Origin of the sequence: Bradyrhizobium sp. 197 (assembly GCF_023073375.1) — a bacterium.
GTDB lineage: Bacteria > Pseudomonadota > Alphaproteobacteria > Rhizobiales > Xanthobacteraceae > Bradyrhizobium.
Map to the genome: position 1 here is coordinate 255,327 of NZ_JADPJJ010000030.1, position 23,771 is coordinate 279,097.

27 protein-coding genes, 1 pseudogene and 1 riboswitch are annotated in these 23,771 nt (G+C 64.1%); of the genes and pseudogenes, 20 read left to right on the forward strand and 8 right to left on the reverse strand.

Annotated features, from left to right (window positions below):
- The first annotated feature begins 49 nt into the window (after positions 1-49).
- The 4 genes from IVB27_RS07715 to IVB27_RS07730 all read left to right on the forward strand — a co-directional run bounded on the left by IVB27_RS07715 (position 50) and on the right by IVB27_RS07730 (position 4,824).
- Entirely contained in the window at positions 50-1,099 is a 1,050-nt protein-coding gene (locus IVB27_RS07715; protein WP_247347788.1) for an ABC transporter substrate-binding protein, read from the forward strand.
- Between the two features lie 253 nt (positions 1,100-1,352).
- Positions 1,353-2,615 (forward strand): ABC transporter permease, encoded by a 1,263-nt coding sequence (locus IVB27_RS07720; RefSeq protein WP_247442647.1) that lies wholly within the window; start codon positions 1,353-1,355, stop codon positions 2,613-2,615.
- Positions 2,612-3,442: an ABC transporter permease gene (locus IVB27_RS07725; protein WP_247442649.1), complete on the forward strand. Its 831-nt coding sequence runs from the start codon at positions 2,612-2,614 to the stop codon at positions 3,440-3,442. Before IVB27_RS07720 ends, IVB27_RS07725 begins: the two co-directional genes overlap by 4 nt.
- Positions 3,443-3,609: 167 nt before the next feature.
- Positions 3,610-4,824 carry an ABC transporter substrate-binding protein gene (locus IVB27_RS07730; RefSeq protein WP_247442650.1) on the forward strand — a complete coding sequence of 405 codons (1,215 nt, stop codon included), beginning with the start codon at positions 3,610-3,612 and terminating at the stop codon, positions 4,822-4,824.
- A 216-nt stretch (positions 4,825-5,040) separates the two neighbouring features.
- Here IVB27_RS07730 and IVB27_RS07735 read toward each other — a convergent pair whose 3' ends face one another.
- Both IVB27_RS07735 and IVB27_RS07740 read right to left on the reverse strand, forming a co-directional pair.
- Positions 5,041-5,574 (reverse strand): PRC-barrel domain-containing protein, encoded by a 534-nt coding sequence (locus IVB27_RS07735; protein WP_247442651.1) that lies wholly within the window; start codon positions 5,572-5,574, stop codon positions 5,041-5,043.
- Positions 5,575-5,786: 212 nt separating this feature from the next.
- Complete coding sequence (locus IVB27_RS07740) at positions 5,787-6,368, reverse strand: hypothetical protein (RefSeq protein WP_247442652.1); 582 nt, start codon at positions 6,366-6,368, stop codon at positions 5,787-5,789.
- Between the two features lie 180 nt (positions 6,369-6,548).
- Between IVB27_RS07740 and IVB27_RS07745 the strand changes: the two genes are divergently transcribed.
- Both IVB27_RS07745 and IVB27_RS07750 read left to right on the forward strand, forming a co-directional pair.
- Positions 6,549-7,334: a response regulator gene (locus IVB27_RS07745; protein ID WP_247442653.1), complete on the forward strand. Its 786-nt coding sequence runs from the start codon at positions 6,549-6,551 to the stop codon at positions 7,332-7,334.
- A 1-nt stretch (position 7,335) separates the two neighbouring features.
- Positions 7,336-8,661: an ATP-binding protein gene (locus tag IVB27_RS07750; protein WP_247442654.1), complete on the forward strand. Its 1,326-nt coding sequence runs from the start codon at positions 7,336-7,338 to the stop codon at positions 8,659-8,661.
- A 2-nt stretch (positions 8,662-8,663) separates the two neighbouring features.
- On the opposite strand, the gene IVB27_RS07755 is transcribed toward IVB27_RS07750, so the two are convergent.
- The gene (locus tag IVB27_RS07755; protein ID WP_247442655.1) at positions 8,664-8,879 is read right to left on the reverse strand and encodes a hypothetical protein; all 216 of its coding nucleotides are present in this window, start codon (positions 8,877-8,879) and stop codon (positions 8,664-8,666) included.
- Between the two features lie 238 nt (positions 8,880-9,117).
- Here IVB27_RS07755 and IVB27_RS07760 point away from each other — a divergent pair, with 238 nt between their 5' ends.
- The 7 genes from IVB27_RS07760 to IVB27_RS07790 all read left to right on the forward strand — a co-directional run bounded on the left by IVB27_RS07760 (position 9,118) and on the right by IVB27_RS07790 (position 15,585).
- The gene (locus IVB27_RS07760; protein ID WP_247442656.1) at positions 9,118-9,651 is read left to right on the forward strand and encodes a lytic transglycosylase domain-containing protein; all 534 of its coding nucleotides are present in this window, start codon (positions 9,118-9,120) and stop codon (positions 9,649-9,651) included.
- Positions 9,652-9,829: 178 nt separating this feature from the next.
- Positions 9,830-9,958: riboswitch (TPP riboswitch) on the forward strand.
- On the forward strand, positions 9,946-10,956 hold the full coding sequence (locus tag IVB27_RS07765) for an FAD-dependent oxidoreductase (RefSeq protein ID WP_247442659.1): 1,011 nt from the start codon (positions 9,946-9,948) through the stop codon (positions 10,954-10,956). (Overlaps the previous riboswitch by 13 nt.)
- Before the next feature lie 7 nt (positions 10,957-10,963).
- Positions 10,964-11,161, forward strand: a complete 198-nt coding sequence (gene thiS, locus IVB27_RS07770) for a sulfur carrier protein ThiS (RefSeq protein WP_247442660.1) — start codon at positions 10,964-10,966, stop codon at positions 11,159-11,161.
- A gap of 154 nt (positions 11,162-11,315) precedes the next feature.
- The gene (locus IVB27_RS07775) at positions 11,316-12,098 is read left to right on the forward strand and encodes a thiazole synthase (RefSeq protein WP_247442662.1); all 783 of its coding nucleotides are present in this window, start codon (positions 11,316-11,318) and stop codon (positions 12,096-12,098) included.
- A complete protein-coding gene (locus tag IVB27_RS07780) occupies positions 12,085-12,693 on the forward strand; it encodes a thiamine phosphate synthase (protein WP_247442663.1) in 609 nt (202 codons plus the stop codon). The genes IVB27_RS07775 and IVB27_RS07780 overlap by 14 nt, the downstream gene beginning before the upstream one ends.
- A 190-nt stretch (positions 12,694-12,883) precedes the next feature.
- Positions 12,884-14,782, forward strand: a complete 1,899-nt coding sequence (gene thiC, locus IVB27_RS07785; RefSeq protein WP_247442665.1) for a phosphomethylpyrimidine synthase ThiC — start codon at positions 12,884-12,886, stop codon at positions 14,780-14,782.
- A 251-nt stretch (positions 14,783-15,033) separates the two neighbouring features.
- The gene (locus IVB27_RS07790; protein ID WP_249811262.1) at positions 15,034-15,585 is read left to right on the forward strand and encodes a mismatch-specific DNA-glycosylase; all 552 of its coding nucleotides are present in this window, start codon (positions 15,034-15,036) and stop codon (positions 15,583-15,585) included.
- Positions 15,586-15,715: 130 nt separating this feature from the next.
- Here IVB27_RS07790 and IVB27_RS07795 read toward each other — a convergent pair whose 3' ends face one another.
- A complete protein-coding gene (locus tag IVB27_RS07795; RefSeq protein ID WP_247442669.1) occupies positions 15,716-16,213 on the reverse strand; it encodes a DUF4262 domain-containing protein in 498 nt (165 codons plus the stop codon).
- 4 nt (positions 16,214-16,217) lie between these two features.
- Positions 16,218-16,442 carry a DUF6429 family protein gene (locus IVB27_RS07800; RefSeq protein ID WP_247442672.1) on the reverse strand — a complete coding sequence of 75 codons (225 nt, stop codon included), beginning with the start codon at positions 16,440-16,442 and terminating at the stop codon, positions 16,218-16,220.
- Positions 16,443-16,920: 478 nt separating this feature from the next.
- On the opposite strand from IVB27_RS07800, the gene IVB27_RS07805 reads away from it, so the two are divergent.
- Positions 16,921-17,574 carry a glutathione S-transferase family protein gene (locus IVB27_RS07805; RefSeq protein WP_247442677.1) on the forward strand — a complete coding sequence of 218 codons (654 nt, stop codon included), beginning with the start codon at positions 16,921-16,923 and terminating at the stop codon, positions 17,572-17,574.
- Between the two features lie 14 nt (positions 17,575-17,588).
- Here IVB27_RS07805 and IVB27_RS07810 read toward each other — a convergent pair.
- A pseudogene (locus tag IVB27_RS07810) lies at positions 17,589-18,321 on the reverse strand (SDR family oxidoreductase).
- A gap of 175 nt (positions 18,322-18,496) precedes the next feature.
- On the opposite strand from IVB27_RS07810, the gene IVB27_RS07815 reads away from it, so the two are divergent.
- Positions 18,497-19,207, forward strand: a complete 711-nt coding sequence (locus tag IVB27_RS07815; RefSeq protein ID WP_247442678.1) for a glutathione S-transferase family protein — start codon at positions 18,497-18,499, stop codon at positions 19,205-19,207.
- 149 nt (positions 19,208-19,356) lie between these two features.
- Here IVB27_RS07815 and IVB27_RS07820 read toward each other — a convergent pair whose 3' ends face one another.
- A complete protein-coding gene (locus IVB27_RS07820) occupies positions 19,357-19,791 on the reverse strand; it encodes a hypothetical protein (RefSeq protein ID WP_247442680.1) in 435 nt (144 codons plus the stop codon).
- A 445-nt stretch (positions 19,792-20,236) separates the two neighbouring features.
- Between IVB27_RS07820 and IVB27_RS07825 the strand changes: the two genes are divergently transcribed.
- The 3 genes from IVB27_RS07825 to IVB27_RS07835 all read left to right on the forward strand — a co-directional run bounded on the left by IVB27_RS07825 (position 20,237) and on the right by IVB27_RS07835 (position 21,876).
- Positions 20,237-20,623, forward strand: coding sequence for a RidA family protein (locus IVB27_RS07825; protein WP_247442682.1), 387 nt, complete (start codon positions 20,237-20,239; stop codon positions 20,621-20,623).
- Between the two features lie 141 nt (positions 20,624-20,764).
- Positions 20,765-21,025 (forward strand): hypothetical protein, encoded by a 261-nt coding sequence (locus IVB27_RS07830; RefSeq protein WP_247347810.1) that lies wholly within the window; start codon positions 20,765-20,767, stop codon positions 21,023-21,025.
- Positions 21,026-21,285: 260 nt separating this feature from the next.
- Positions 21,286-21,876 carry a hypothetical protein gene (locus tag IVB27_RS07835; protein WP_247442683.1) on the forward strand — a complete coding sequence of 197 codons (591 nt, stop codon included), beginning with the start codon at positions 21,286-21,288 and terminating at the stop codon, positions 21,874-21,876.
- Between the two features lie 48 nt (positions 21,877-21,924).
- On the opposite strand, the gene IVB27_RS07840 is transcribed toward IVB27_RS07835, so the two are convergent.
- Entirely contained in the window at positions 21,925-22,410 is a 486-nt protein-coding gene (locus IVB27_RS07840; protein WP_247442685.1) for a J domain-containing protein, read from the reverse strand.
- 111 nt (positions 22,411-22,521) lie between these two features.
- On the opposite strand from IVB27_RS07840, the gene IVB27_RS07845 reads away from it, so the two are divergent.
- Together IVB27_RS07845 and IVB27_RS07850 are read left to right on the forward strand one after the other, a co-directional pair.
- Positions 22,522-23,289 (forward strand): SDR family NAD(P)-dependent oxidoreductase, encoded by a 768-nt coding sequence (locus IVB27_RS07845; RefSeq protein WP_247442687.1) that lies wholly within the window; start codon positions 22,522-22,524, stop codon positions 23,287-23,289.
- A 202-nt stretch (positions 23,290-23,491) separates the two neighbouring features.
- The gene (locus tag IVB27_RS07850; RefSeq protein ID WP_247442688.1) at positions 23,492-23,740 is read left to right on the forward strand and encodes a helix-turn-helix domain-containing protein; all 249 of its coding nucleotides are present in this window, start codon (positions 23,492-23,494) and stop codon (positions 23,738-23,740) included.
- The last annotated feature ends 31 nt before the right edge of the window (positions 23,741-23,771 follow it).

Sequence of the window (23,771 nt, forward strand, 5' to 3'; positions counted from 1 at the left end):
CCGGCATCGATCAACCTCAACGCAACTCTCATGAAGAAGGAACAAGACCATGCTGAAGCGCAAGATTGCTCTGGGTTTCGCCGCGGCGCTCAGCGCCAGCGCTGCGCTGGCAACGGCCGCGCAGGCGCGTGACCTCACCGTCGTTTCGTGGGGCGGCGCGTATCAGGATGCCCAGAAGAAGGTCTATTTCGAGCCGTTCAAGAAGGCAGCGGGTGTTCCGATGAACGACGAGTCCTGGGACGGCGGCGTCGGCGTGTTGCGCGCCAAGGTACAGGGTGGCGCCGCGACCTGGGACCTCGTCCAGGTCGAGAGCGACGAACTCGCGGTCGGCTGCGAGGAAGGCCTGTTCGAGAAGATGGACTATTCCAGAATCGGCGGCGAGGCCGCCTATATCCCGCCGTCGGTCAATCCCTGCGGTGTCGGCGCCATCCTCTACGATTTCGTTCTCGGCTACGACAGGGACAAGCTGAAGGAGGCCCCCAAAGGCTGGGCCGACTTCTTCGACACCAAGAAGATTCCAGGCAAGCGCGGCTTGCGTCAGGGTCCGAAGACCACGCTGGAGATCGCGCTCATCGCCGACGGCGTCGCACCGAAGGACGTCTACAAGGTGCTGGCGACCGACGATGGCGTCGAGCGTGCGTTCAAGAAACTGGATACCATCAAGAACGACATCGTCTGGTGGAAGGCCGGGGCCCAGCCGCCGCAATTGCTCGCCTCCGGCGAGGTGGCGATGACCTCAGTCTACAATGGCCGCATCGACACCGCGAACAAGAACGACAAGAAGAATTTCGGCATGGTGTGGGACGGAGCGCTTTTCACCCTCGACAGTTGGGTCATCCTGAAGGGCAGCCCGAACAAGGACGCGGCCTACAAGTTCCTGGACTTCGCCGGCAAGGCGGAGAACCAGTCAAAACTGTCGGAGAACATTGCTTACGGCACCTCGAACAAGGACGCCGCCGCTCTGCTCGCGCCCGCCGTTCTGAAGGACCTGCCGACGGCGCCGGACAACATCAAGAACGCGGTCGAGATCAACGTTGCCTTCTGGCTCGAGAACATCGACCGCCTGACCGAGCGCTTCAACAAATGGGCAGCGAAATAGGCCGCGACAGCACCGGCGTGCGGCGCGCATTGAAAGCAGTTTCGTCGCGGCCATCCTTCGAGACGCCCGCCTTAGGCGGGCTCCTCAGGATGAGGACGGAGTGCGCGGCAGCGACTTCAGAGAGCCTCATCCCGAGGAGACCGCGAAGCGGTCGTCTCGAAGGACGAGGCGCTTGCTCAGGTTGCTCCGAAAGGCCACACGCCATTGCCACAGCCAAAATGGCGAGAGATGTCCGGTCACAGTGGGGCTCCCGGTGACGTCAGCCTCCTCAACCGGCGCCGATGCGTTGGCCACGGTGCCGCTCAAGCGCCGCCTGAAGCGGGCGGAGCGCGCGCGCCAGATCAGGGCGTTGGCACTGATTCTGCCGCTTCTGCTGTTTCTGCTCTTCACCTTCGCGGGCCCGATCGCCGGCATGCTGTGGCGCTCGGTCGATGACAGGGAGGTGCGCCGGGTTCTGCCTCAAACGGTCGCTGCTCTCGCCAACTGGGACGGCAAGGACCTGCCGGACGAAAAGGCCTACGCGGCATTGGCGAACGACATCCTGGCGGCGCGCGCCTCCGGCACCATCGCCATTGCGGCCAAGCGGCTCAACTACGCACTGAACGGCTTCCGCACGATCCTGACCAGCACAGCACGCAATCTGAAGGCGGAGCCGGAGCCCGGAACGGCCAGGGAGGCGCTGGGCAAGATCAACCCGGCCTGGCGCGAACGCACCACCTGGACGACGATCAAGGACGCCAGTGGCCCGACGACCGGCTTCTACCTTCTGTCGGCCCTCGACCTGACGCGGAACGTGGACGGCGCGATCGTCGCCGCCCCACCGGATCAGGCCATCTACCGCAACGTTTTCGCCCGCACCTTCATCATCAGCCTTAGCGTCACGGCGCTTTGCCTGATCCTTGGCTTCCCGGTCGCCTACCTGTTGGCGACGCTGCCGCCGGGCCGGTCCAATCTGCTGATGATCTTCGTCCTGCTGCCGTTCTGGACGTCGCTTCTGGTTCGCACCTGTGCCTGGATCGTCTTGTTGCAGAGCAAAGGCGTCGTGAACGACGGCCTGCTCTGGCTTGGCATCATCGACGCGCCGTTGCGCCTGATCTACAACCGCTTCGGTGTCTGCGTGGCAATGACCCACGTTCTCTTGCCGTTCATGATCCTGCCGCTGTACAGCAGCATGAAGGCGATCTCGCCTGCTTACATGCGTGCCGCCGCCTCGCTCGGTGCGCCACCGGCCACAGCCTTCCTGCGGATCTATCTGCCTCAAACCCTGCCCGGCATCGGCGCGGGAAGCCTGCTCGTCTTCATCCTGGCGCTCGGCTACTACATCACGCCGGCACTCGTCGGGGGCGCCGCCGATCAAATGATCAGCTACTTCATCGCGCTCTACACGACCGAGACCGCCAATTGGGGCCTTGCTTCGGCGTTGGGTGCGGTTCTGCTGCTCGCCACTGTTCTGCTCGCTCTCGTCTACGGAAAGCTGGTGCAGGGCCAGCAGGTCACGGGAGGGATGAAGAATTGAGCAATAGTCCCTCCCTCCGCACGCCCGGCCAGCGCATCGCGTGGACCACGACCATCGTGATCTCCACGCTGGTGTTCATCTTCCTGATCGCGCCGATCCTGGCGATCATGCCGCTGTCCTTCAGCTCGGGTTCCTACCTGACCTATCCGCTGCCGGGCCTCTCCTTGCGCTGGTATGACGACTTCATCAATTCGCCGCGTTGGATGAATTCGCTGAAGAACAGCATGATCATCGGTGTCGCCTCGACCCTGCTGTCCATGGCGCTTGGCACGCTGGCCGCGCTGGGCCTGGCGCAGTGGAACAGCCGGTTCAAACCGCTCGTGCTGGCGTTCGTGTTGTCGCCGGTCGTCGTGCCCGGTGTCATCACCGCGGTCGGCCTGTATTTCTTCTTCGCACCGATCGGACTGACCGGTACTTATCTCGGCCTGATCCTGGCCCACACCGCGCTGGCGACGCCCTTCGTGGTGATCACGGTCGGCGCGACGCTGCAAAGCTTCGACACCAATTTGGCGCGCGCCGCCGCCTCGCTTGGCGCCTCGCCGCTTTACGCGTTCCGCCGCGTGATCCTGCCGCTGATCCTGCCCGGCCTGGCGTCGGGGGCGTTGTTCGCATTCGCGACCAGCTTCGATGAGGTGGTGATCGTGCTGTTCATGGCCGGTCCCGAGCAGCGCACCCTGCCGCGCGAGATGTTCAGCGGCATCCGCGAGAACATCAGCCCGACCATCACGGCAGCGGCGGTGATTCTGACGACGGTATCGGTCATCCTCCTCGCCACACTGGAAGGCTTGCGCCGACGCAACGAGCGGCTCAAGGGCAGCAGCGCCTGACCGGCGGCGTTCTTCTTCCTGCCCCCTTGTGGGAGAAGGTAAACACCGCAGCCCCCTACTTTTTCTCAACCCTCCTCACACATCCCTGGCTTTGCCCCCGCGACGGTTTGTCGGTAGAACAATCCCCGCAACAAAGCCCAAACAACAAGACTGAGGGAGAAAACTACATGCAGAAACTCATCGCCGCCGTCGCGGCCGGCTTCGCCATCGCCGCGACCTGCGGCGCGGCGCAAGCGCAGATTTCCGACGATGTCGTCAAGATCGGCGTGCTCACGGACATGTCGAGCCTCTATGCGGACGCGACCGGCAAGGGCTCGCTTGCCGCCGTCGAGATGGCGGTCGCCGATTATGGCGCCAAGGTCGCCGGCAAGCCCGTGCAGGTGGTCGCCGCCGATCACCAGAACAAGCCTGATGTCGGCGTCAACATCGCCCGCAACTGGTACGACAACGACAAGGTCGACGCGATCTTCGATGTGCCGACGTCCTCGGTGGCGCTGCCGATCTCGGCGCTGACGCGCGAGAAGAACAAGATCCACATCAATTCCGGCGGCGGCTCGTCCGATATCACGGGCGTCGCCTGCTCGCCCAACACCGTGCACTGGACCTACGACACCTATGCGCTGTCGAACGTCGCCGGCAAGGCGATGGTGAAGCGCGGCGAGGACACCTGGTTCTTCGTCACCGCCGACTACGCTTTCGGCATGGCGCTGCAACGCGACGCCGCCAACGTGGTCAAGGAGAGCGGCGGCAAGGTGCTCGGCGAGGTCCGCCACCCGCTCAACTCGTCGGACTTCTCCTCCTTCCTGCTCCAGGCCCAGGCCTCCAAGGCCAAGGTGGTCGCGCTGGCCAATGCCGGCGGCGACACCACCAATGCGTTGAAACAGGCGGCCGAGTTCGGCCTGACGCAGGGCGGCCAGAAGATGATCGCCTTGCTCATGGAGATCACCGACGTTCATTCGCTCGGCATCAAGTCGACGCAAGGCCTGATCATCACCGACGCGTTCTACTGGGACACAAACGAGGAGACGCGCGCCTTCTCGAAGCGCTTCAACGAGAAGGTCGGTCACATGCCGACCATGATCCAGGCCGGCCTCTATTCGGCGACCATGCATTATCTGAAGGCGATCGAGGCCATCAAGACCGACGAGGCGCCGAAGGTGATGGAACAGATGCGTGCCACGCCGGTCAATGACTTCTTCGCCAAGAACGGCAAGATCCGCATCGACGGCCGCATGGTCCACGATATGTATCTGTTCGAGGTCAAGAAGCCCGAGGAGTCCAAGGGCGAGTGGGACCTCTACAAGCTGATCGCCACCGTGCCCGGCGACGAAGCCTTCCGCCCGCTCGACAAGGGCGGCTGTCCGCTGGTGAAGGGGAACTAGGGACAGCTAACCGGCCGGCGTCAATTCCTCATCCTGAAGGAGCGCGTCTTCGTGCGTCTCGGAGGATGAAGGCCCGGCCGGTGGCCTCGCCCTTCGAGACGCGCGCAAAAAGCGCGCTCCTCAGGATGAGGGTCAACAGCTCGCAATGGCGCAAAAAGACACGACAGCGCGCCCGGTGAAAACCGGGCGCGCTTCGTTTAGGCGTTCAGAAGCCCATTACTCCGAGTACTTGAACTCGGGCATCTTCTTCAGATCGTCCTTGCTCGCATTGAACACTGCGTGGTCCGGATACCACTTCGAGCCTGACGACGCCGTCGCAGTCTTGTCGGTGCCGGTCGCAGCGCCCGTGGTGGTGGTCGACTTGCTCATCGTGCCGGGTCCGCCCGGAGCCGTACCGGCGCCGGAATAGGCCACCGCCTCATTGACGAATTTCAGCTTCTCGTACGGAACGGCGACGAGATGCTCGCCCACGCCGAGAAAGCCGCCGACGCCGATCACGGCGGTCTTGATCGCTCCGCCTTTGTCCATCAGCAGGTCATTGATCGACCCGATGTTCTCGTTGGCGTCGTTGTAGATCTTCAGACCCGCCATCTTCGATGCGCGCCACTCACCCGACGCCGTCGTACTTGTCGTCGTCGCGGTGCTTGCCGCGGTTGGCGACTTGTCGGTGGTAGTCGGGTTTTGCGCAAATGCAACGGTCGCAAACAGTGCCGTGCCGGCAAGGCCGGCGGCGATCGATTTCATCAACATGGTGTCCTCTCCTTCAGCAGAAACTTGTGCGGAGAGAACAAATATGATCACCAGCAGTTCCTGAGCTACGGCAATTTCGTTGCGCAATTGCGCTGCGTTGCGACGAAAATTCCTGCGTCGCACAGGAACGTTGCGCGGTTCCCACCGACGATCTTGCGCCCTGGGATGTAGCACAATCGCGGCGAAGAACGCGCCGACCTGCGTCGCTCAGGTCAGCTCTTGTAGTCGATCAGCAGCGCAGAAAAATCCGAACTGCTCGGCGAACTCGTCGTGCTGCCATTGGTGCCGTAAGACGAACTCGACGACGATTGCGACTGCTGCAGCGCCTCGAGGAACTGCTTGAGGATATCGGCCGCGGTGGAGGTGGTCGACGTGCTGCTGGTCGAGTCCGCCGACGACGACTCCGAAGAGCTGTCATCCGGCGGCGGACCGGGCGGCGGCCCTCCCGCACCACCGGGACCGCCGGCACCGCCGGGGCCATTGGCGAAGGCGGACTGAAACACGTTCTTCAGCTCGTCGGCCTGGTCCGAGGTCAGCGTCCCGTTCGACACCTCGTTCGAGATGAGGTCGTCGATCTTCGACTTCATCTCGTCCTTGGAGGGACGCGTGCCGCTCGACTGGTCGCTCGATCGGCTCTGCTGGAGCGCTGTGTCGATGTCGGTCAGCGCCGTCGAGAGCGCCGGCTGATCCGACGACGAGACCGCGCCGGCGGAAACTTCAGATTGCAGTTCTTGCTGCAGCTTTTGCAGGGCAGACTGGTGGGTACCGGCGGAGGCCGCCGAAATCGAGGTCATGATGGCTCCGGGCTTTTTGCGGGGTTTCTTGAGTGACTCCGCCACGGTATGGTTAACGGTCTTAACGAGACCTTGCCGCTCCACTGCCGGGTGATGTCGTGGTGTTGCGGCAAAGGCCGTGGAAACAAACTGAAACAAAAATCTTCGCCTTTTGGCCCGAATCTTGGACAAACAAAGCGCATGGCCATTCCCAATCCCAACATCCTGGTCGTCGAAGACGACCGCGAAACCCGGACGTTGATTGCGAAATACCTGCGCAACAACGCCTGCAACGTCACCGCCGTGAGCGACGGCCGCGAGATGTCGCGCGCCATGGCCGATCACCGCGTCGACCTCATCATCCTCGACGTCATGCTGCCCGGCGAGGACGGCCTCAGCCTGTGCCGCAAGGTGCGCGCGGAGGCGCAGACGCCGATCATCATGCTGACCGCACGCGGCGAGGACATCGACCGCATCGTCGGCCTCGAGATGGGCGCGGACGACTATCTGGCGAAGCCGTTCAACCCGCGTGAGCTGCTCGCCCGCATCAACGCGGTGCTGCGCCGCCAGGCGTCCGCACAAGCCGCAAGCTCGATCGAAGGCGCCAGCACGCTCGCCTTCGAGGGCTGGCGGATCGATCTGCGCTTGCGCGAGCTGCGCAATCCCGAAGGCGCGCGCGTCGCGGTGACCAGCGCCGAGTTCGATCTGCTGCGGACGTTCTGCGAGCGGCCCGGTCGCGTGCTGTCGCGCGACAGTCTGCTCGACCTCACGCAGGGGCGCAACGCCGGCTCGTTCGAACGCTCGATCGACGTGCTGGTCAGCCGCATTCGCCGCAAGATCGAGCCCAACCCGGCCGATCCGACCATCATCAAGACGGTGCGCTCCGGCGGCTATCTGTTCACGCCAAGAACTGAAGCGGTAAGACCTGAAGCGGTAAACACTGAAACGGCAAGAACAGAAGCGGTCGCGGCAGCCTTGAGCATCTGACATGCGGCTTTTGGGATTTTTCCATCTCAGGAGCATCAGCGGCCAGATCGCCGCGCTCGTCGTGGTGTCGATCGTCGCGCTTCATCTCATCATCACGGCGGGTTTTCTGATTACGCGGCCGGACCGCGCGGTGGCGCCGCCGGACAGCGAGCATGAACTGGCGAATGCCGCGCTGCTGCTGTCCGCGGCCGACGCGAGCGAGCGGCCGCGCCTTCTCGCCGACATCGCGCGCGCCTTTCCGGATCTGCGGGTCGAAGCGATCGCGCCCGGCTCCGTGACGCCCAGCGGCGACAGCGAAGGCCCGCATTTGCACGGCATGCGCCGCCATCTCGGTGAGGGCTACAAGATCGTCACGCTGGCTCCGAACGGCGGCTCGTCCCGGATCGGCATCCAGCTGCCTGACGGCACAACCATCGCCGGCCATATTGAGCGGGGACGGCCGGGCTGGTTCTGGGGCAATCCCTGGATTTCGACGCTGCTATCTGCCGTGATCAGCGTGACGCTGCTTGGCGTATGGGCCGCCCATGCGCTCGCCGCGCCGCTGTCATCGTTTGCAAAGGCGGCCGAAAGCTTCAGCCTCGACGGCGCGGCCGCCCCCCTGCCCGAGCGCGGCCCGGAGGAGATCCGCTCGGTCGCGCGCGCGCTGAACCGCATGCACGAGCGGATCGCGCGGCTGATGTCGGACCGCACCAAGATGCTCGCGGCGATCAGCCACGATTTGCGCACACCGATCACGCGGCTGCGCCTGCGCGCCGAGTTCATCGAGGACGAAGGCAACCGCAAGCGCATGCTGATCGATCTCGACCAGATGCGCTCGATGCTGGAATCCGTGCTGTCGCTCCTGCGCAACGACCGCAAGGTCGAGGCGGTGACGCTGGTCGACATCGCGAGCACGCTGCAGCTCATCGCCGACCAGTTCGGCGACATGGGCCATGTCGTGCACTATGACGGCCCGCTATCTGCGACCGCCGCGGCGCGGCCCGATGATCTGCATCGCGGCGTCACCAATCTCGTCGAGAACGCCGTGCGCTTCGGCGCCGAAGTGACGATCCGCCTCGACATATCGGGCACCATACTCGTCATCGACGTCGAGGACGACGGTCCCGGCATTTCGGACGCGCGCAAGCAGGAGATGCTGGAGCCGTTCGTGCGCGGCGACGATGCGCGCACCATGGACGATTCCACCGGCTTCGGGCTCGGCCTGTCGATCGCCCGGGCGATCGCGGTCGCCCATGGCGGCGAGCTGTCGCTGCATGACCGCGAACCGCACGGGCTGATCGTGCGGATGCAATTGCCGGTGTGGCAACAGCCGCGGCTGGCCGCGTAACCTTACGCCGCGAGCGGCGGGTGCTCGACTTCCATCTCGTCAAAGATTGCCATCGCCTCGAAACGATAGCCGCAGGCGCTGCAATTCCAGAGATATGAGATGCGCCCCTCGCCCGCCTCGATCCAGTCCGGTTGCGGGATCGGCGTGCCGCATTGGGCACAGGGATTATGTCTGGGGATGTCTCCGATGTGTGCCTTCACCATGTTTGCTTTTGTCATGGCACCTCTCCCGATTTGCGCCGCTCTCATACTCGCTTTCGCGCCCGCACGCGAATAGACAGGCCCGCTGTCGCGAATGGCGGCTTCGTCTGCCTGACAACCCCTATGCCGGTCTTGCGTCGGAATGACGGCTCTGCGCTGCAAAATCGTAATCGGCGGCGTTTCGCCACATCATCGCCGCGTTCAAGAGTCCTAACGGTTCCAGTGCAGGTTACCCAAGGACCTCGGGGGACATCTGATGAAAATTTTACGTATTGCCGCGCTTCTCGCGGCCGGACTGACGTTGCCGCAGGCCGCATTCGCGGGCGAAGCGGAGTACGCCGAGATGGTCGCGGCCCATGCGCGCGCCAACGGCGTGCCGGAAGCGCTGGTGCACCGCGTGATCATGCGCGAGAGCCGCTATCAGCCCGGCCTGGTCGGTCATGGCGGCACCATCGGGCTGATGCAGATCAAGCTCGCGACCGCCCGCGGTGTCGGCTACACCGGCGATGCCGCAGGCCTGCGCGATCCCAACACCAACCTCACCTATGCCGTCAAATACCTCGCCGGCGCCTATCACGCCGCCAATGGCGATCACGCCCGAGCCGTGCGTTATTTCGCGGGCGGCTATTACTATGTCGCAAAGCGGCAGCGGCAGGAGGTCGGCCAGGTCGCCAATACGGGCGACCCTTGGCTCGAGCCGAACGGCAATCCGCAGCCGATGTTCGGCACCGTGCCGCACCGAAAGCTCGCCCAGCGCGTCGGCAACGCCCGGGCGCAGGCGCCCAGGTAGCTCTCCGTCTCCCGGACGCGCTGCAGCGTGCAACGCTGCTGCGCAGAGCCGGGACCCAGCCTACTCCCACAGCAATGGGCCCCGGCTCAGCAGCGCATCACTGCGTGCTGCGCCGCGTTCGGAGCACGAGGAGTTCCCGCCAAACGCGTTGACACAGCCCGTCACTGGCATACATTAGAGCCGTTCCGAGGGGTGCTCCGAGGAGGAGCTGAGATACCGCTAAATGGGCCAACCGGCCCAGGACCGCGGTGACCCTTTGAACCTGATCCGGGTCATGCCGGCGAAGGGACAGGGATGTTGCAGACGACCAAACGACCGGATTCTTCGATATCCATCATCGGCGCAGGCATTGCGGGCGCCTGGCAGGCCTTGTTGTTCGCGCAGGCCGGCCACGCGGTCACCTTGCACGAGCGCGGTGACGCCGAAATGACCGATGCCACCAGCCATTGGGCCGGCGGCATGCTCGCGCCTTATTGCGAGGCGGAAGTTTCCGAGCCGATCATCTCCAGGCTCGGCCTGCGCTCGCTCGCCATCTGGCGGCGCGAGCTGCCTGACACCCCCTTCAACGGCTCGCTGGTCGTCGCCCATCCGCGCGAGCGCAACGATTTTGAGCGCTTTGCCCGGATGACCGAGGGCCATCGCCGGCTCGATGCCGCCAGTCTTGCCCAGCTCGAGCCGTCGCTCGAAGGCCGCTTCCGCGGCGCGCTGTTCTTTCCGACCGAAGGCCATGTCGAGCCGCGCCGCGTGCTGCCGAAGCTGCACGAGCGCATCCGCGCCGCCGGCGGCACCATCAAGTTCGACAGCGACGTTTCCGCCGGGGATCTCGACGGCATCGTGATCGACTGCCGCGGCCTTTCTGCACGCGACGATCAGCCTGACTTGCGCGGCGTCAAGGGCGAGATGATCCTGATCGAGACGGACGAGGTGCAGCTTGCGCGCCCGGTGCGGCTGATCCATCCGCGCTGGCCGCTCTACGTGATCCCGCGCGAGGACAATCTGTTCATGCTGGGCGCGACCTCGATCGAGGCCGAGGACACCGGCGTCAGCGTGCGCTCGGCGCTGGAGTTGCTCGGCGCGGCCTATGCCGTGCATCCCGCCTTCGGCGAGGCCCGCATCGTCGAATTCGGTTCCGGCCTTCGTCCGGCTTTCCCCGACAATCTGCCGCGGATCGGCATTCGCGGCGGCAAGATCAGTGTGAACGGGCTCTACCGCCACGGCTTCCTGATCGCACCTGTTCTGGCCGAACTGACGCTCGCCTATATCGAGCGCGGCCAGATCGACAATGAGGTGATGCAATGTGCGTGATCGTCCAATGCTTGTGATCGTTAACGGCGAACATCGCGAGATAAACTCGGCCAGCGTCGACGCGCTGCTGAGCGAGCTCGACTACGAGGGCACCCATTTCGCGATCGCGCTGAACTACGACGTCGTGCCGAAAAGCCGCTGGGCCGAGACCCATCTTAAAGCCGGCGACGAGATCGAGATCATCACGCCCCGGCAGGGAGGATAATGGGGATGCGCTCGCTAAACACTCCGCTGTCATCGCCCGGCTTGATCGGGCGATCCAGTACGCCGCGACGTCTCGGTTCCAGCCGCGCGGCCGCGGCGTACTGGATCCCCGCCTTCGCGGGGATGACAGGGTCAATCGAGGAGACACCTCCCACATGGTGACCTTCTACGGCAAAATTTTCGCCTCCCGCCTGCTGATCGGCAGCGCGCTCTATCCTTCGCCTGCGATCATGCAGTCGGCGATCCGCGCCTCCGGCTCGGACATCGTCACGGTGTCGCTGCGGCGCGAATCCGCCGGCGGCAAGAGCGGCGATGCGTTCTGGAAGCTGATCCGCGAGCTCGACGTGACAGTGCTGCCGAACACCGCCGGCTGCCGCAGCGTGCGCGAAGCGGTGACGACGGCAAGGCTCGCGCGCGAATTGTTTGCGACGTCCTGGATCAAGCTCGAAGTGATCGCCGACAACGATACGCTGCAGCCCGACGTCGTCGGCCTGGTCGAGGCCGCCACCATCCTGATCAAGGACGGCTTTGAGGTGTTCCCCTATTGCACCGAGGATCTTTCGGTCGCGAACCGGCTGGTCGATGCCGGCTGCAAGGTGGTGATGCCGTGGGCCGCGCCGATCGGCAGCGCAAAAGGCATCACCAACCGCGATGCGCTAAAACTGATGCGCGAGCGGCTGCCCGATATCACGCTGGTGGTCGACGCCGGCATCGGCGCGCCGTCGCACGCGGCCGAGGCGCTCGAGCTCGGCTACGACGCCGTGCTGCTCAACACCGCCATCGCAAAAGCCGCCGATCCCGTCGCCATGGCCAACGCCTTCCGCCTCGGCGTCGAGGCCGGCCGCACTGCATACGAAGCCGGGCTGATGAACGCCCGCGATTTCGCCTCCCCCTCCACCCCTGTCGTTGGGACCCCGTTCTGGCATGCCGTATCCTGATCCGTTCTATCCCGTCGTCGACAGCCTCGCCTGGGTCGAGCGCCTGACCAAGCTCGGCGTCGGCACCATCCAGCTGCGCGCGAAAGATCTCGACGATTCGCAGTCGCTGCAAATCGTCACCGACGCGCTGGCGATCACGAACGGCACGCAAGCCAAGCTGGTCGTGAACGATTACTGGCGCGCGGCGATCGTCGCTGGTGCAAAATACCTGCATCTCGGCCAGGAGGATCTTGCGGACGCCGACCTCAAATCCGTCCGCGAGGCCGGCCTGTCGCTCGGCGTCTCCACCCATGACGAGGCGGAGCTTGAGATCGCGCTCGCCGCCAAACCCGATTATGTCGCGCTGGGCCCGATCTTCTTCACCACGCTGAAGTCGATGCGCTTCGAACCGCAGGGCATTCCAAAGATCACGGAGTGGAAGAAGCGCATCGGCCCCATCCCGCTGGTCGCGATCGGCGGCATCAAGTTCGAGCATGCCGCAGAGATCTTTGCGACAGGCGCGGATTCCATCGCCGTCGTCAGCGACGTGACGCAAAATGCCGACCCCGATGCGCGGGTGCGGCAATGGCTCGGCCTGTCCGCGGAGGCGGCGTGATGAGCCTCGCTCAGACTTTTCCCCGTCACCCCTGCGCAACGGCGGAGCCGTTGTCGCTGGAGGTGGCCGCTTCTTCAGCGGCCCTCGAAGGGCGACGGCCCGGCTCCATCCTTCGAGGCTCGCAGGTGCTCGCACCTCAGGATGACGAACAGCACGCGACGACGCAAAATCATATTCAAAGGAGGATCCCATGAACATCCGCTCCAACCCTGAAAAAACCATCCCCGCCGTCACCACCGGCCCGCTGCCCTCGTCGCGAAAAATCTTCGCCTCGCCCGATGCCGCGCCTGATATCCGCGTGCCCTTGCGCGAGATCATCCTCTCTGAGGGCGCCGGCGAGCCGAACCTGCCGGTCTACGACACCTCGGGCCCCTACACCGACCCAAGCGTGACCATCGACGTCAACGCCGGTCTCGCGCGCGGCCGCAAGGCCTGGGTGCTGGAGCGCGGCGGCGTCGAGGAATATCAGGGCCGGCAGATCAAGCCGGAGGACAATGGCAGCGTCTCCACCGACAAGGCCGCGCGTGCCTTCTCCGCCTATCACCAGCCGCTGCGCGGCCTCGACGGCAACATGATCACGCAGCTCGAATTCGCCCGCGCCGGCATCATCACCAAGGAGATGATCTACGTCGCGGCGCGTGAAAATCTCGGCCGCAAGGAGCAGCTCGGGCGCGCCGAGGCAGCGCTTGCCGACGGCGAGAGCTTCGGCGCAGAGGTCCCCGCCTTCATCACGCCGGAGTTCGTCCGCAGCGAGATCGCGCGCGGCCGCGCCATCATTCCCTGCAACATCAACCACAGCGAGCTCGAGCCGATGATCATCGGCCGCAACTTCCTGACCAAGATCAACGCCAATATCGGCAACTCGGCAGTGACTTCGTCGGTCGAGGAAGAGGTCGAGAAGATGGTGTGGGCGATCCGCTGGGGCGCCGACACCGTGATGGACCTCTCCACGGGCCGCAACATCCACACCACCCGCGAATGGATCTTGCGCAACGCCCCGGTGCCGATCGGCACCGTTCCGATTTATCAGGCGCTGGAGAAGTGCGACGGCGATCCGGTCAAGCTAACCTGGGAGCTCTACAAGGACACGCTGATCGAGCAGTGCGAGCAGGGCGTCGACTATTTCACCATCCACGCCGGCGTGCGCCTGCAGTACATCCACCTCACCGCCAACCGCGTCACCGGCATCGTGTCGCGCGGCGGCTCGATCATGGCGAAGTGGTGCCTGGCGCATCACAAGGAAAGCTTCCTCTACACCCATTTCGACGAGATCTGCGACCTCATGCGCAAGTATGACGTCTCGTTCTCGCTCGGCGACGGCCTGCGTCCCGGCTCGATCGCCGATGCCAACGACCGCGCGCAGTTCGCCGAACTGGAGACGCTCGGCGAGCTGACCAAGATCGCGTGGGACAAGGGTTGCCAGGTCATGATTGAAGGCCCCGGCCACGTGCCGATGCACAAGATCAAGATCAACATGGACAAGCAGCTCAAGGAGTGCGGCGAAGCGCCGTTCTACACCCTCGGGCCCCTGACCACCGACATCGCGCCGGGCTACGACCACATCACCTCGGGCATCGGTGCGGCCATGATCGGCTGGTTCGGCTGCGCCATGCTCTGCTACGTCACGCCGAAGGAGCATCTCGGCCTGCCCGACCGTAACGACGTCAAGGTCGGCGTCATCACCTACAAGATCGCCGCCCACGCGTCCGATCTCGCCAAGGGCCACCCGGCCGCACAGCTGCGCGACGACGCCCTCTCCCGCGCCCGTTTCGACTTCCGCTGGAGCGACCAGTTCAACCTCGGCCTCGACCCCGAGACCGCGAAAAACTTCCACGACGAGACCCTGCCGAAGGAAGCCCACAAGGTCGCGCATTTCTGCTCGATGTGCGGCCCAAAATTCTGCTCGATGAAGATCACCCAGGACGTGCGGGATTATGCGGCGACGCTGAACGATCCGAACGGTGTGGGGATGTCGATGAGCGGGACCGCCGAGGACGGCATGGCCAAGATGAGCGCGAAGTTCAAGGAGATGGGCGAGAACTTGTATCTGGATGCGGAGAAGGTGAAGGAGAGCAATCGGGTGTTGTGAGCTCTGCGCTCGTCATGCCCGGGCTTGCTCGGGCATCCATCGGAAACGAAGCCGGGCGAGAGCTCGGCTTCATTTCTGATGGCATCCATCTAGGTGTGCAGCTTGAGAATTTGGGTGGGACCGGCACGATACTTGAAACCACAACGGACGCCTCATAACCTTGAGAGCAGAAAGGTGCTTTCCATGGCCAAAGCGGCGAATGGATCGATAGACTGAAAGAGCCCGGAGCGCTCATTCGGGCTACTGCCTGGATGTCTGACGTGCCCGAGCACACCCTGTACCGCCTCCCCGACCAACTTCGCGAAAACCTCCGCCTCGTCTTCGTCGGCACCGCCGCCAGCACGCGGTCGGCCGGCCTCGGGCACTACTACGCCCATCCTGGCAACCGCTTCTGGCGCGCGATTCATGAGGCCGGGATCACGCCGCGGCGCTATCAGCCGGGCGAGTTCGCGGCGCTGCTTGACCTCGGGATCGGCTTCACCGATCTCTCCAAGTCTGGCGCCGGGATGGATCACCAGATCGAGGCCGCGTCGATCGACGTGCCGGGATTCAGGGCCAAGATCGAAAAGTATCGGCCGAGGACGATTGCGTTCACGAGCAAGAAGGCTGCGAGCTTGTTTTATGGCAGGTCGTCGAGCGTAATCTCACTTGGACGGCAGCAAGCCGACGGGAGCTTGCCGGAGATATTCGTGCTCGCCTCACCGTCGGGTGCAGCGTCCGGTCACTGGACGCTGGAGCCGTGGCGCGAGCTTGCGGCGTGGCTCGGTTTGCCGGACGCTCAACACCCACCGACCTCATCCTGAGGAGCCTGCGAAGCAGGCGTCTCGAAGGATCGCCGCGGGCGAGATGCGGGCCTGCATGGTTCGAGACGGCGCTGCGCGCCTCCTCACCATGAGGGGTGCCGCTTGCGCCTCAGGAGCGTAGCGCGAGACGTCAAGAAACCGTCTTCTTCAACAACGGCTGATCCTCTTTGACATCTGCTCTGCATTCCGCCTCCCAGGGGAAGTGTCGATTGACGTCCTGCCAGATGATCTGGAGGCAGGGGAATGCGAGCCGGGAGTTGGAGTAGAACCAGACCGCCGTGCCGAGATATTCGGGGTAAGCCTTGAACGGCACTTGCCAGAAGCCGAGCTTGTAATCGTTCTCCAGAAGATCACCGCAGATATCGCCGTCGACGAATGTGTGCCCCTCCGCCACGCGATCGCGAACAAGATTGATGATCGCCTGCGCGTTCTCCGAGCGCTGGCCGAAGATGATCAGCTCGGGGTGGCCGTAGTTCAGAAAGAGGCCGATTGAAAATGCAAACGGCGGATTGGCGTCCGGAATGCCGACGATATGGCAGCCATGATTGCGGACGTTGCGAAAAATGGCCTCGTCCGGCGCTCCATCGGGCTTGGGCCATTCGAAATTGTCCAGCATGCGCGGCGACACGGCATTACTCCTCGAATAACTCCTTGAACAGTGTCTTCGCGCGTTCAAGTCCCTCAGGCGTGAACACCACCGACTTCACCTTGCCGACGGGATCGTCAATCATGCCCTTTTCATGAAGACGGTCGAGCACATCCCAATCGAATCCCTTCCATGCCCGATACTGACCGTGCAGGGTCAGATAGAGCAGGGCCAGCGCGGCGTCGTCGATCTTGTCCTTGTTGATTGCCATCTCGCAATCCTCGTGAGCAGTTTCGCGTATCCTATTGGGCAATCCGGAATCCGCAATGCCCCCCGGCACGTGCTGGCTCGTTCAAATGATCGCAGTATGACCGCAACCGTCATTGCGAACGAAGCGAAGCAATCCAGACTGCCGCCGCGAACAGGCTCTGGATTGCTTCGCTCCGCTCGCAATGACGAAAGGTGTACGACCGCCGCGGCCGGGTCGGCTGCTACCGCATCACTCACACCCGCCGACCTCATCCTGAGGAGCCTGCGAAGCAGGCGTCTCGAAGGATCGCCGCGGGCGAGATGCGACCCTGCATGGTTCTCCGAGCGATGCGAAGCATCGTCCGGAGACGGCGCTGCGCGCCTCCTCACCATGAGGATCTGGCTTCGCATACGCCCCAGGAAATCCAGATAGTCTGTCGGAAACCGTCCCCGCCAATCGTCCTCTGGACACAACGCGACACCACCCCGGAGCCCGCCAAATGCCCCCCATCATCACCGCCTTCGAAAGCTCGCCCGATCGCGGCAGGGGACAGGCGCGCGACATGCGCGTGCGCTGGGCGCTCGAGGAGGTCGGCCAGCCTTACGACGTCCGTCTGGTTTCGTTCAGGGACATGAAGGCGCCGGCGCATCGCGCGCTGCATCCGTTCGGACAGATCCCGACCTATGAGGACGGCGATCTCACGCTCTTCGAGTCCGGCGCGATCGTGCTCCATGTCGCCGAGCGCCATGCCGGGCTGCTGCCTGACGACGCCAACGCCCGGGCGCGCGCGATCGCGTGGATGTTTGCCGCGCTGAGCACGCTGGAGCCGCCGATCGTCGATCTCGGGATGGCCATGCTGTTCGAGCGCGACAAGAGCTGGTACGAGGAGCGCCTGCCTATGCTGCAGGATCGCGTTCGTATCAGGCTCGGCGAATTGTCCCGTCGCCTCGGCGATGCCGATTGGCTCGACGGCGCGTTCAGCGCCGGAGATCTCATGATGGTGACCGTGCTGCGCCGGTTGAACGCATCGGGCCTGCTGGACGAATATCCAGATATCGCCGCCTATGTCGCCCGCGGCGAAACGCGGCCGGCCTTCAGGCGCGCTTTCGACGCCCAGTTGGCGGTTTTCATCGCCGCATCGAAGGGTTCGTAGGGGCGGTTAGCACCCTAGAGATCGAAATTGGTCGGCAGCATCACCACGTCACGAATTGTCATGCCGCGCGGCCGCGTCAACATGAACATCACGACGTCAGCCACTTCGCTGGCTTTCAGCAGGCTTCCCGATTCCCTGGCTTCCTTCAGCTTCTCCGGCGGCCAGTCCGCGAGCAGGGCGCTGACGACCGGACCGGGCGAGATCGAGCCGACGCGGATGCCGTGCTTGAAGACCTGGCGCCGCACCGTCTGGACAAAGCAGTTGATCGCCCATTTGGACGACGCACGCATAGACCGGCTCCCATGGCGTCGGAAAATGCGCCGCCAGCGAACTCGTGACGATGATGTCGCCGGTCCGGCGCGCGATCATGTGCGGCAGCACGTCGTGCACGTTCTTCATCACGACGTTGACATTCAGGTTCAGCATCCGGTCGATCGCCATGGTGTCGGCATCGACCAGATCGCCGCCGACATAGGTGCCGGCATTCGCATGCAGGATGTCGAGCTGGCCGGCCTTCTCCAGAACGCGCGGCAGCAGCGTTGCGCAATCCTTTGGGTCCAGCAGGTCGACCAGCAGCGGGATCACTGCGTCGCCATGCTTGTCGCCGAGCGCCTTCAGCGCGGCCTCGTCGCGGTCGACCATCACCACGCGCGCGCCCGCGGCCAACATCGCCTCGGTGCTGGCCAATCCGATGCCCGACGCAGCGCCGGTCACGGCCGCAACCTTGCCTTCCAAGTCTCTCGCCATAGGGATCCCCATCTTGCCGAGGCCAGCAGGATCCGGAGTATAGCGATCCGTGGCGGCGTTGTCGGGGACAAACCGGCGACGATGCCATCGTCCGCCGAAGGAGGCGGCGCACAAAGCGCGGGACTGTTGCAAGCCCGTCACTGCGGCGATACGACTTCAGCTCGAGGAGCATCCCATGCTGACCCTCTATTCCTATCCAGACCTGTTCGGCGTCGCCGACAATAACGGCTACGGCCTCAAGGTCTATGCCTTCCTGAGGCTCGCGGGCGTGCCGTTCGTGCATGAGCACGTGTTCGACGCCTCCGCCGCGCCGCGCGGGCAGCTGCCCTATATCGTGGATGACGGCGAGACGATCGGCGACAGCGAGACCATCATCGCGCACGCGATCGCGAAGTACCGCCTCACCATCGATGCAGCGCTAACTGCGGAGCAGAGGCGGACCAATCATCTCGTCACGCGCATGCTCGACGATCTCTACTGGGTGATGTCGTATTCGCGCTGGAAGGACGAGCGCTATTATCCGGCGTTTCGCGACGCCTTCATCGCGCAGCACAAGCAGATCGACGCGACAGGATTCGAGAAGGCGAAGGCGTATAATTCGCAGCGCTATCATTTCCAGGGCATCGGCCGCTATACGCCCGAGCAGGCTTACGCGCGGGGGCTCGCCGATCTGCAGGTGCTGGCCGAGATCGTGCCGGCGACCGGCTTCGTGCACGGCCAGGCGCCGACCAGCGTCGATGCCGGCATCTACGGCTTCATCGCCAACATCTATTACTTCCCGATCGCGACACCGCTGAAGGCGTTCGTCGATGCGCATGAAAACCTCGTCGCGCATTGCGGGCGGATTCATGCGGCGGTAACGCCGCAACCACAGACCTCATCCTGAGGAGATCGCGAAGCGATCGTCTCGAAGGATGGCCGCGGGCGAGACGGGCCCGCATGGTTCGAGACGGCGCTACGCGCCTCCTCACCATGAGGGTCTAACACCGCAATGAGGGGCACGGTGCTTGCGCGCCTTTGCCCCCTCTACATGCCCTACCGCATCGTGATCGCGAGCCCGCTCAGATCCGCATTCGCCATCAGGCCTACCTGTGTGCCGGACAGCTCGAGCACGGCGCCCTTCTGGTTGGACAGCACGATCGCACGCGCGCCGCGGCCCACTGCGATGCCGGCACCGGCGGCGCCGTAGACGCCGGCGATGTCGGAGGGCCGGTTGATGTTGGAGACGCGGCCGCGCAGCACGGTTTTGGAGCCGCCGAAGACCAGGCCGTAATCGAGCCCGCCGGTCGAGAGCGAATAGGAGCGGCCGCGGAAGCTCAGCACGCCCGAGCCGCCGGACCCGCCGATGATCCAGCCCGCCTTGTAGATCGTCAGCACCACGGTGCCGCCGTCGGCCAGCGCCGAGGTCGAGAGGCCGGCAAGCGCGGCAATGCCGAGCAGCGCGGCGCGGAAGGCGGATGCGATCTTCATGGGTGTCTCCGGGGGCTATTTTTCAAAGAGGGAATCGAATCAGACGCGGCGAATGTATCCGATGCATCGCGGCGGCAACATGATGGGGTGGGCGTGAATCGCGGTCTGTAGCACACGCTCAACTGTCATCGTCCGGCTTGACCGGACGATCCAGTATTCCAGAGATCGCGGTGGGATACCGAGACGCCGCGGCGTACTGGATGCCCCGGTCGAGCCGGGGCATGACGGCGGAGTTTGGCGCGACCAGGCACCACTGCCATGATGCCATTCTGCCCCTGTTTTGCCCGACGGAGCAAATGAATATTTTGCTTTTCCCGAAAACAAAAAAGATCAACGATTTCTGCTTGATGCCTACTGTGCATGGGGTTGTTTTCGCGTTTTTTGTTGGAGCGGGCCCGACCTGCCGCTACGCTTACCGCCTCCAGCCGTCCATCCGAGGTGATCCATGCCGATCCAGCATTTCGCACCCCCGCCGCACGTCAAGGCGCCGCCGCTGTCCTTTGCCACGCGCGCCGGTGATCTCCTGTTCGTCTCCGGCATTCCCGGCTTCGACGCCGGCGGCGCGCTGCCCGACGCCTTCGAGGCGCAGTTCGCCAACGTCGTCGTCAACATCAAGCGCGTGCTGGAGGAGGCCGGCGCCGGCGTCCGCGATCTCGTCAAGGTCAACGTGCTCCTGACCCGCGCCTCCGACGTCGCCGCCATGAACGCGCTCTACGCCGGCGCCTTCGGCCCACCACCCTACCCCGCCCGCACCACCTGCGTGGTCCAGGCGCTGCCCGATCCGAAGATGCTGATCGAGATCGAGGCGGTGGCGTCGCTGGCCAAGGGGTAATCAAGCGACAGTCAAGGAATAAGGGTCGACCGAACAGCCGACGAACGGCTGACATATCCGTGAACGGTCGCCGCCCCGCTTGCCAGCCGCGCAGATTTGCCGCACCAGTTTCCTTCTCACGTTCCCATCAGGAGATATTTCATGCGTCGCGTTCTCGCCCTCTGTGCCGTTGCCGGCATCGCCACCTCCGTGTTCGCCGTGCCGGCCTCTGCCGCGGTCGGCTATTACGTGATCCGCTGGGACAACACCGGCATCTGCCAGGTCTGGAACGAGGACCTCAAGTACAAGCCGTTCCAGTGGGGTGTCTCGACCTACAAGGTCGTCAGCAAGCCGCTCCCGACCTTCACGGCCGCCTCGGACCTGCAGATCAAGCTGCGCGCCGAGCGCCGCTGCACGCTCTAGGCCTTACGCGACAGATCATATTTTGAGGGCGGATTGCGCAAGCGGTCCGCCCTTTTCCTTTTGGACGCGCCGCTGGTTTTCGGCCGAGGTCACGCATTTTCCGCGCACGCGCTTTGAACCTGGCCTCCTGGCGGAACTACTCACATCTTGTCCGGGACGCGCCCCAAAAAGCGTGTCTCGCACCACCCCTCCCCTGCAAGGATGCGATGCTAGCATCCTTGCCCGCTCGTTTTTTCACCTCGTGGCTTTGGAGCCAATCGATGCGCGCACCGGCGACAGCAACGATTCTCGCCGCATCGTTCCTGCTCGCTGCAACGGCGTACGCGCAGGCCCCGCAATCCTTTCGCGTGATCTCGCCAATCTTCGGCCAGCTGGTCAGCTTCGCGATGCCGTCGAATTTTTCCGCGGTGTTCGAGAACACCGCGGGCGGCCACTACATCCGCGAGGCGGTGCTGAAGGGCGAGACGCCGGAACGCTGGACCGAGATGATCACCGTGACAGGCGAGAAGGGTATGACGCTCACTCCAGGTTCATCGCCGGAGAAATTCGCGGGGTCGATCGCAAGCAGTTTCAAATCCGCCTGCCCCGACAGCTTTGCGGCAAGGCCGCTCGGCACCACCACGTTCGGCCGCTTCGAAGGTTTCGTCGCCGTGATCGGCTGCGGCCGCGTCGACAGCGGCCCGACCCGGCACAGCGAAACCGCACTCCTGGTCACGCTCAAGGGCACGACCGACTATTACACCATCCAGTGGGCCGAGCGCGGCCCCGAAAGCGACGAGCCGCCGGTGAACGACGACCGCTGGCAGGCGCGTTTGCGCCACTCAGCCCGATCGAGCTCTGCCCGATCGTAGCGGGCGAAGCCGCGCCCTATCGGAGTTGCGTGAACAAGAGCTGAGCTCTCACACGTCCTTGTACGCGCGGGGATGGATCAGGACATCGCGCGCGGCGGCGAGGTCGATGAAGGCTTCGGCGCTGCCGCCCTGGTCGGGGTGCATGCCCTTGGCCGCGCGGCGATAGGCCTGGTTGATGTCCTCGCAGGTGAGCTGCACGGCGAGCGGCAGGCCGAGCACCTTGCGGGCGCGATCCTCGCTGGACAGTTTTTTCGGCATGGCGTTGCGGCGGCCGAAGCGCGGCGCGGTGAGATCATGAACGACCTCGAGGACCACGCCGATGCGGCGCTGGGCCGCCAGCGTGACGCTGTGATCGTCATTGTCTACGGCCTGGCGCAGCACCGGAAGCGCCTGCTCGGCCGCCAGCCGCAGCATGGTATCGGTGCTCATCCGCACGATCTCGGCGACGAGCCGGCCCGCCTCGGCCCAATCGGCGCCTTGCGACGACCGCAGGCGTTCGAGTGCCAGTTTCCAGGATTCAAGCCGTTCCATCATGCGCGCAACGTTTAGCAATGAAGATCAGTATGCCAAGGCCGCCGTTTCCGACCCCTTAATTTCGGGTTAGCCTTTCATGAAACTTAGAAGCGAAATCGGGAGGAAATTGTCATGGCATTGCTCGCTAACCATATCGCCGTCGTCACGGGCGCCGGTTCCGGCATTGGCCGGGCAATCGCGGAAGGCTACGCACGCGAAGGCGCGCGGATCGTGCTGCTCGACGTCAACGCCGACACGGTCGCGGCAGCCGCCGAGGGAATCCGCAAGGCCGGCGGCAAGTCCGAGAGCTTTGCGCTCGACGTGACCAAACGCGACGACTGTTTTGCGCTCGCCAAGCAGGTCGCCGACAAGGTTGGGCAGGTCTCGATCCTCGTCAACAATGCCGGCATCACCCGCCGCAACGCCTTCACCGCGGAGCCGGAGACAGTGGCGAAGGACTGGAACGACATCATCTCGCTCAACCTCAACGGCGTCTTCAACATGACGCAGGCGTTCCTCAGCCCGTTGCGCGCAGCTAAGGGTCGCATCGTCAATATCGGCTCGATCCAGTCCTTCGTGCATCTGCGCACGCCGAGTTCGGCGGCCTACACCACCTCGAAGCACGGCGTGCTCGGCTTCACCAAGGCGCTCGCGGTCGAGCTCGGCAAGGAGGGCGTGAGCGTCAATGCGATCGGGCCGGGCTTCATCGAGACCAACATCAACGCCAATGTGCGCGCGACGAATCCGGCGCTGGTGCAGGCCTTCGTCGATCACACCCCGCTGGCGCGCACCGGCAAGCCCGAGGACATCGTAGGCCCCGCGATCTTCCTCGCGTCGGATATGTCGGCCTACGTGACGGGAACGATCGTGATGGTGGACGGCGGATACCGGAAGGTGTGAGCGGGGCGAGATAGGCCCGCATCACGATGCATCTCGCGCCAATCGCGGCGCCTTCGCGGCAATCCTGAGGTCAATTGGTGCGATCGCCCGCGGTTAACCTTTCATTAACCAAACCCGCCCACCGTAGATCTACGGCTTGGGGGTCGTTGGTTCTCGATCCGCTTCCAAAGATGGAAGCGGGCGTCGATCGGGAGGTGTTTTGATGGCCACTGTTCATGTCGCTACGTCCGAACCGGGCGCGCAATTCCTTGCCCCGAACCAGATCGTTCCGCTGCTGATCGGCGCGACCGTCGACGAGGTCGAGCGTGAGCTCGTGCTCCAGACACTCGCGCGCTGCGACGGCAACCGGACGCGCGCGTCGCGCGTGCTTGGCCTGTCGGTGCGCACGTTGCGCAACAAGATCAGGATCTATGCCGCCTCCGGCATCGAGGTCCCTGCCTATCACGACTAGCGCGTGACGTGCAGCCGATTGATGTTGATCA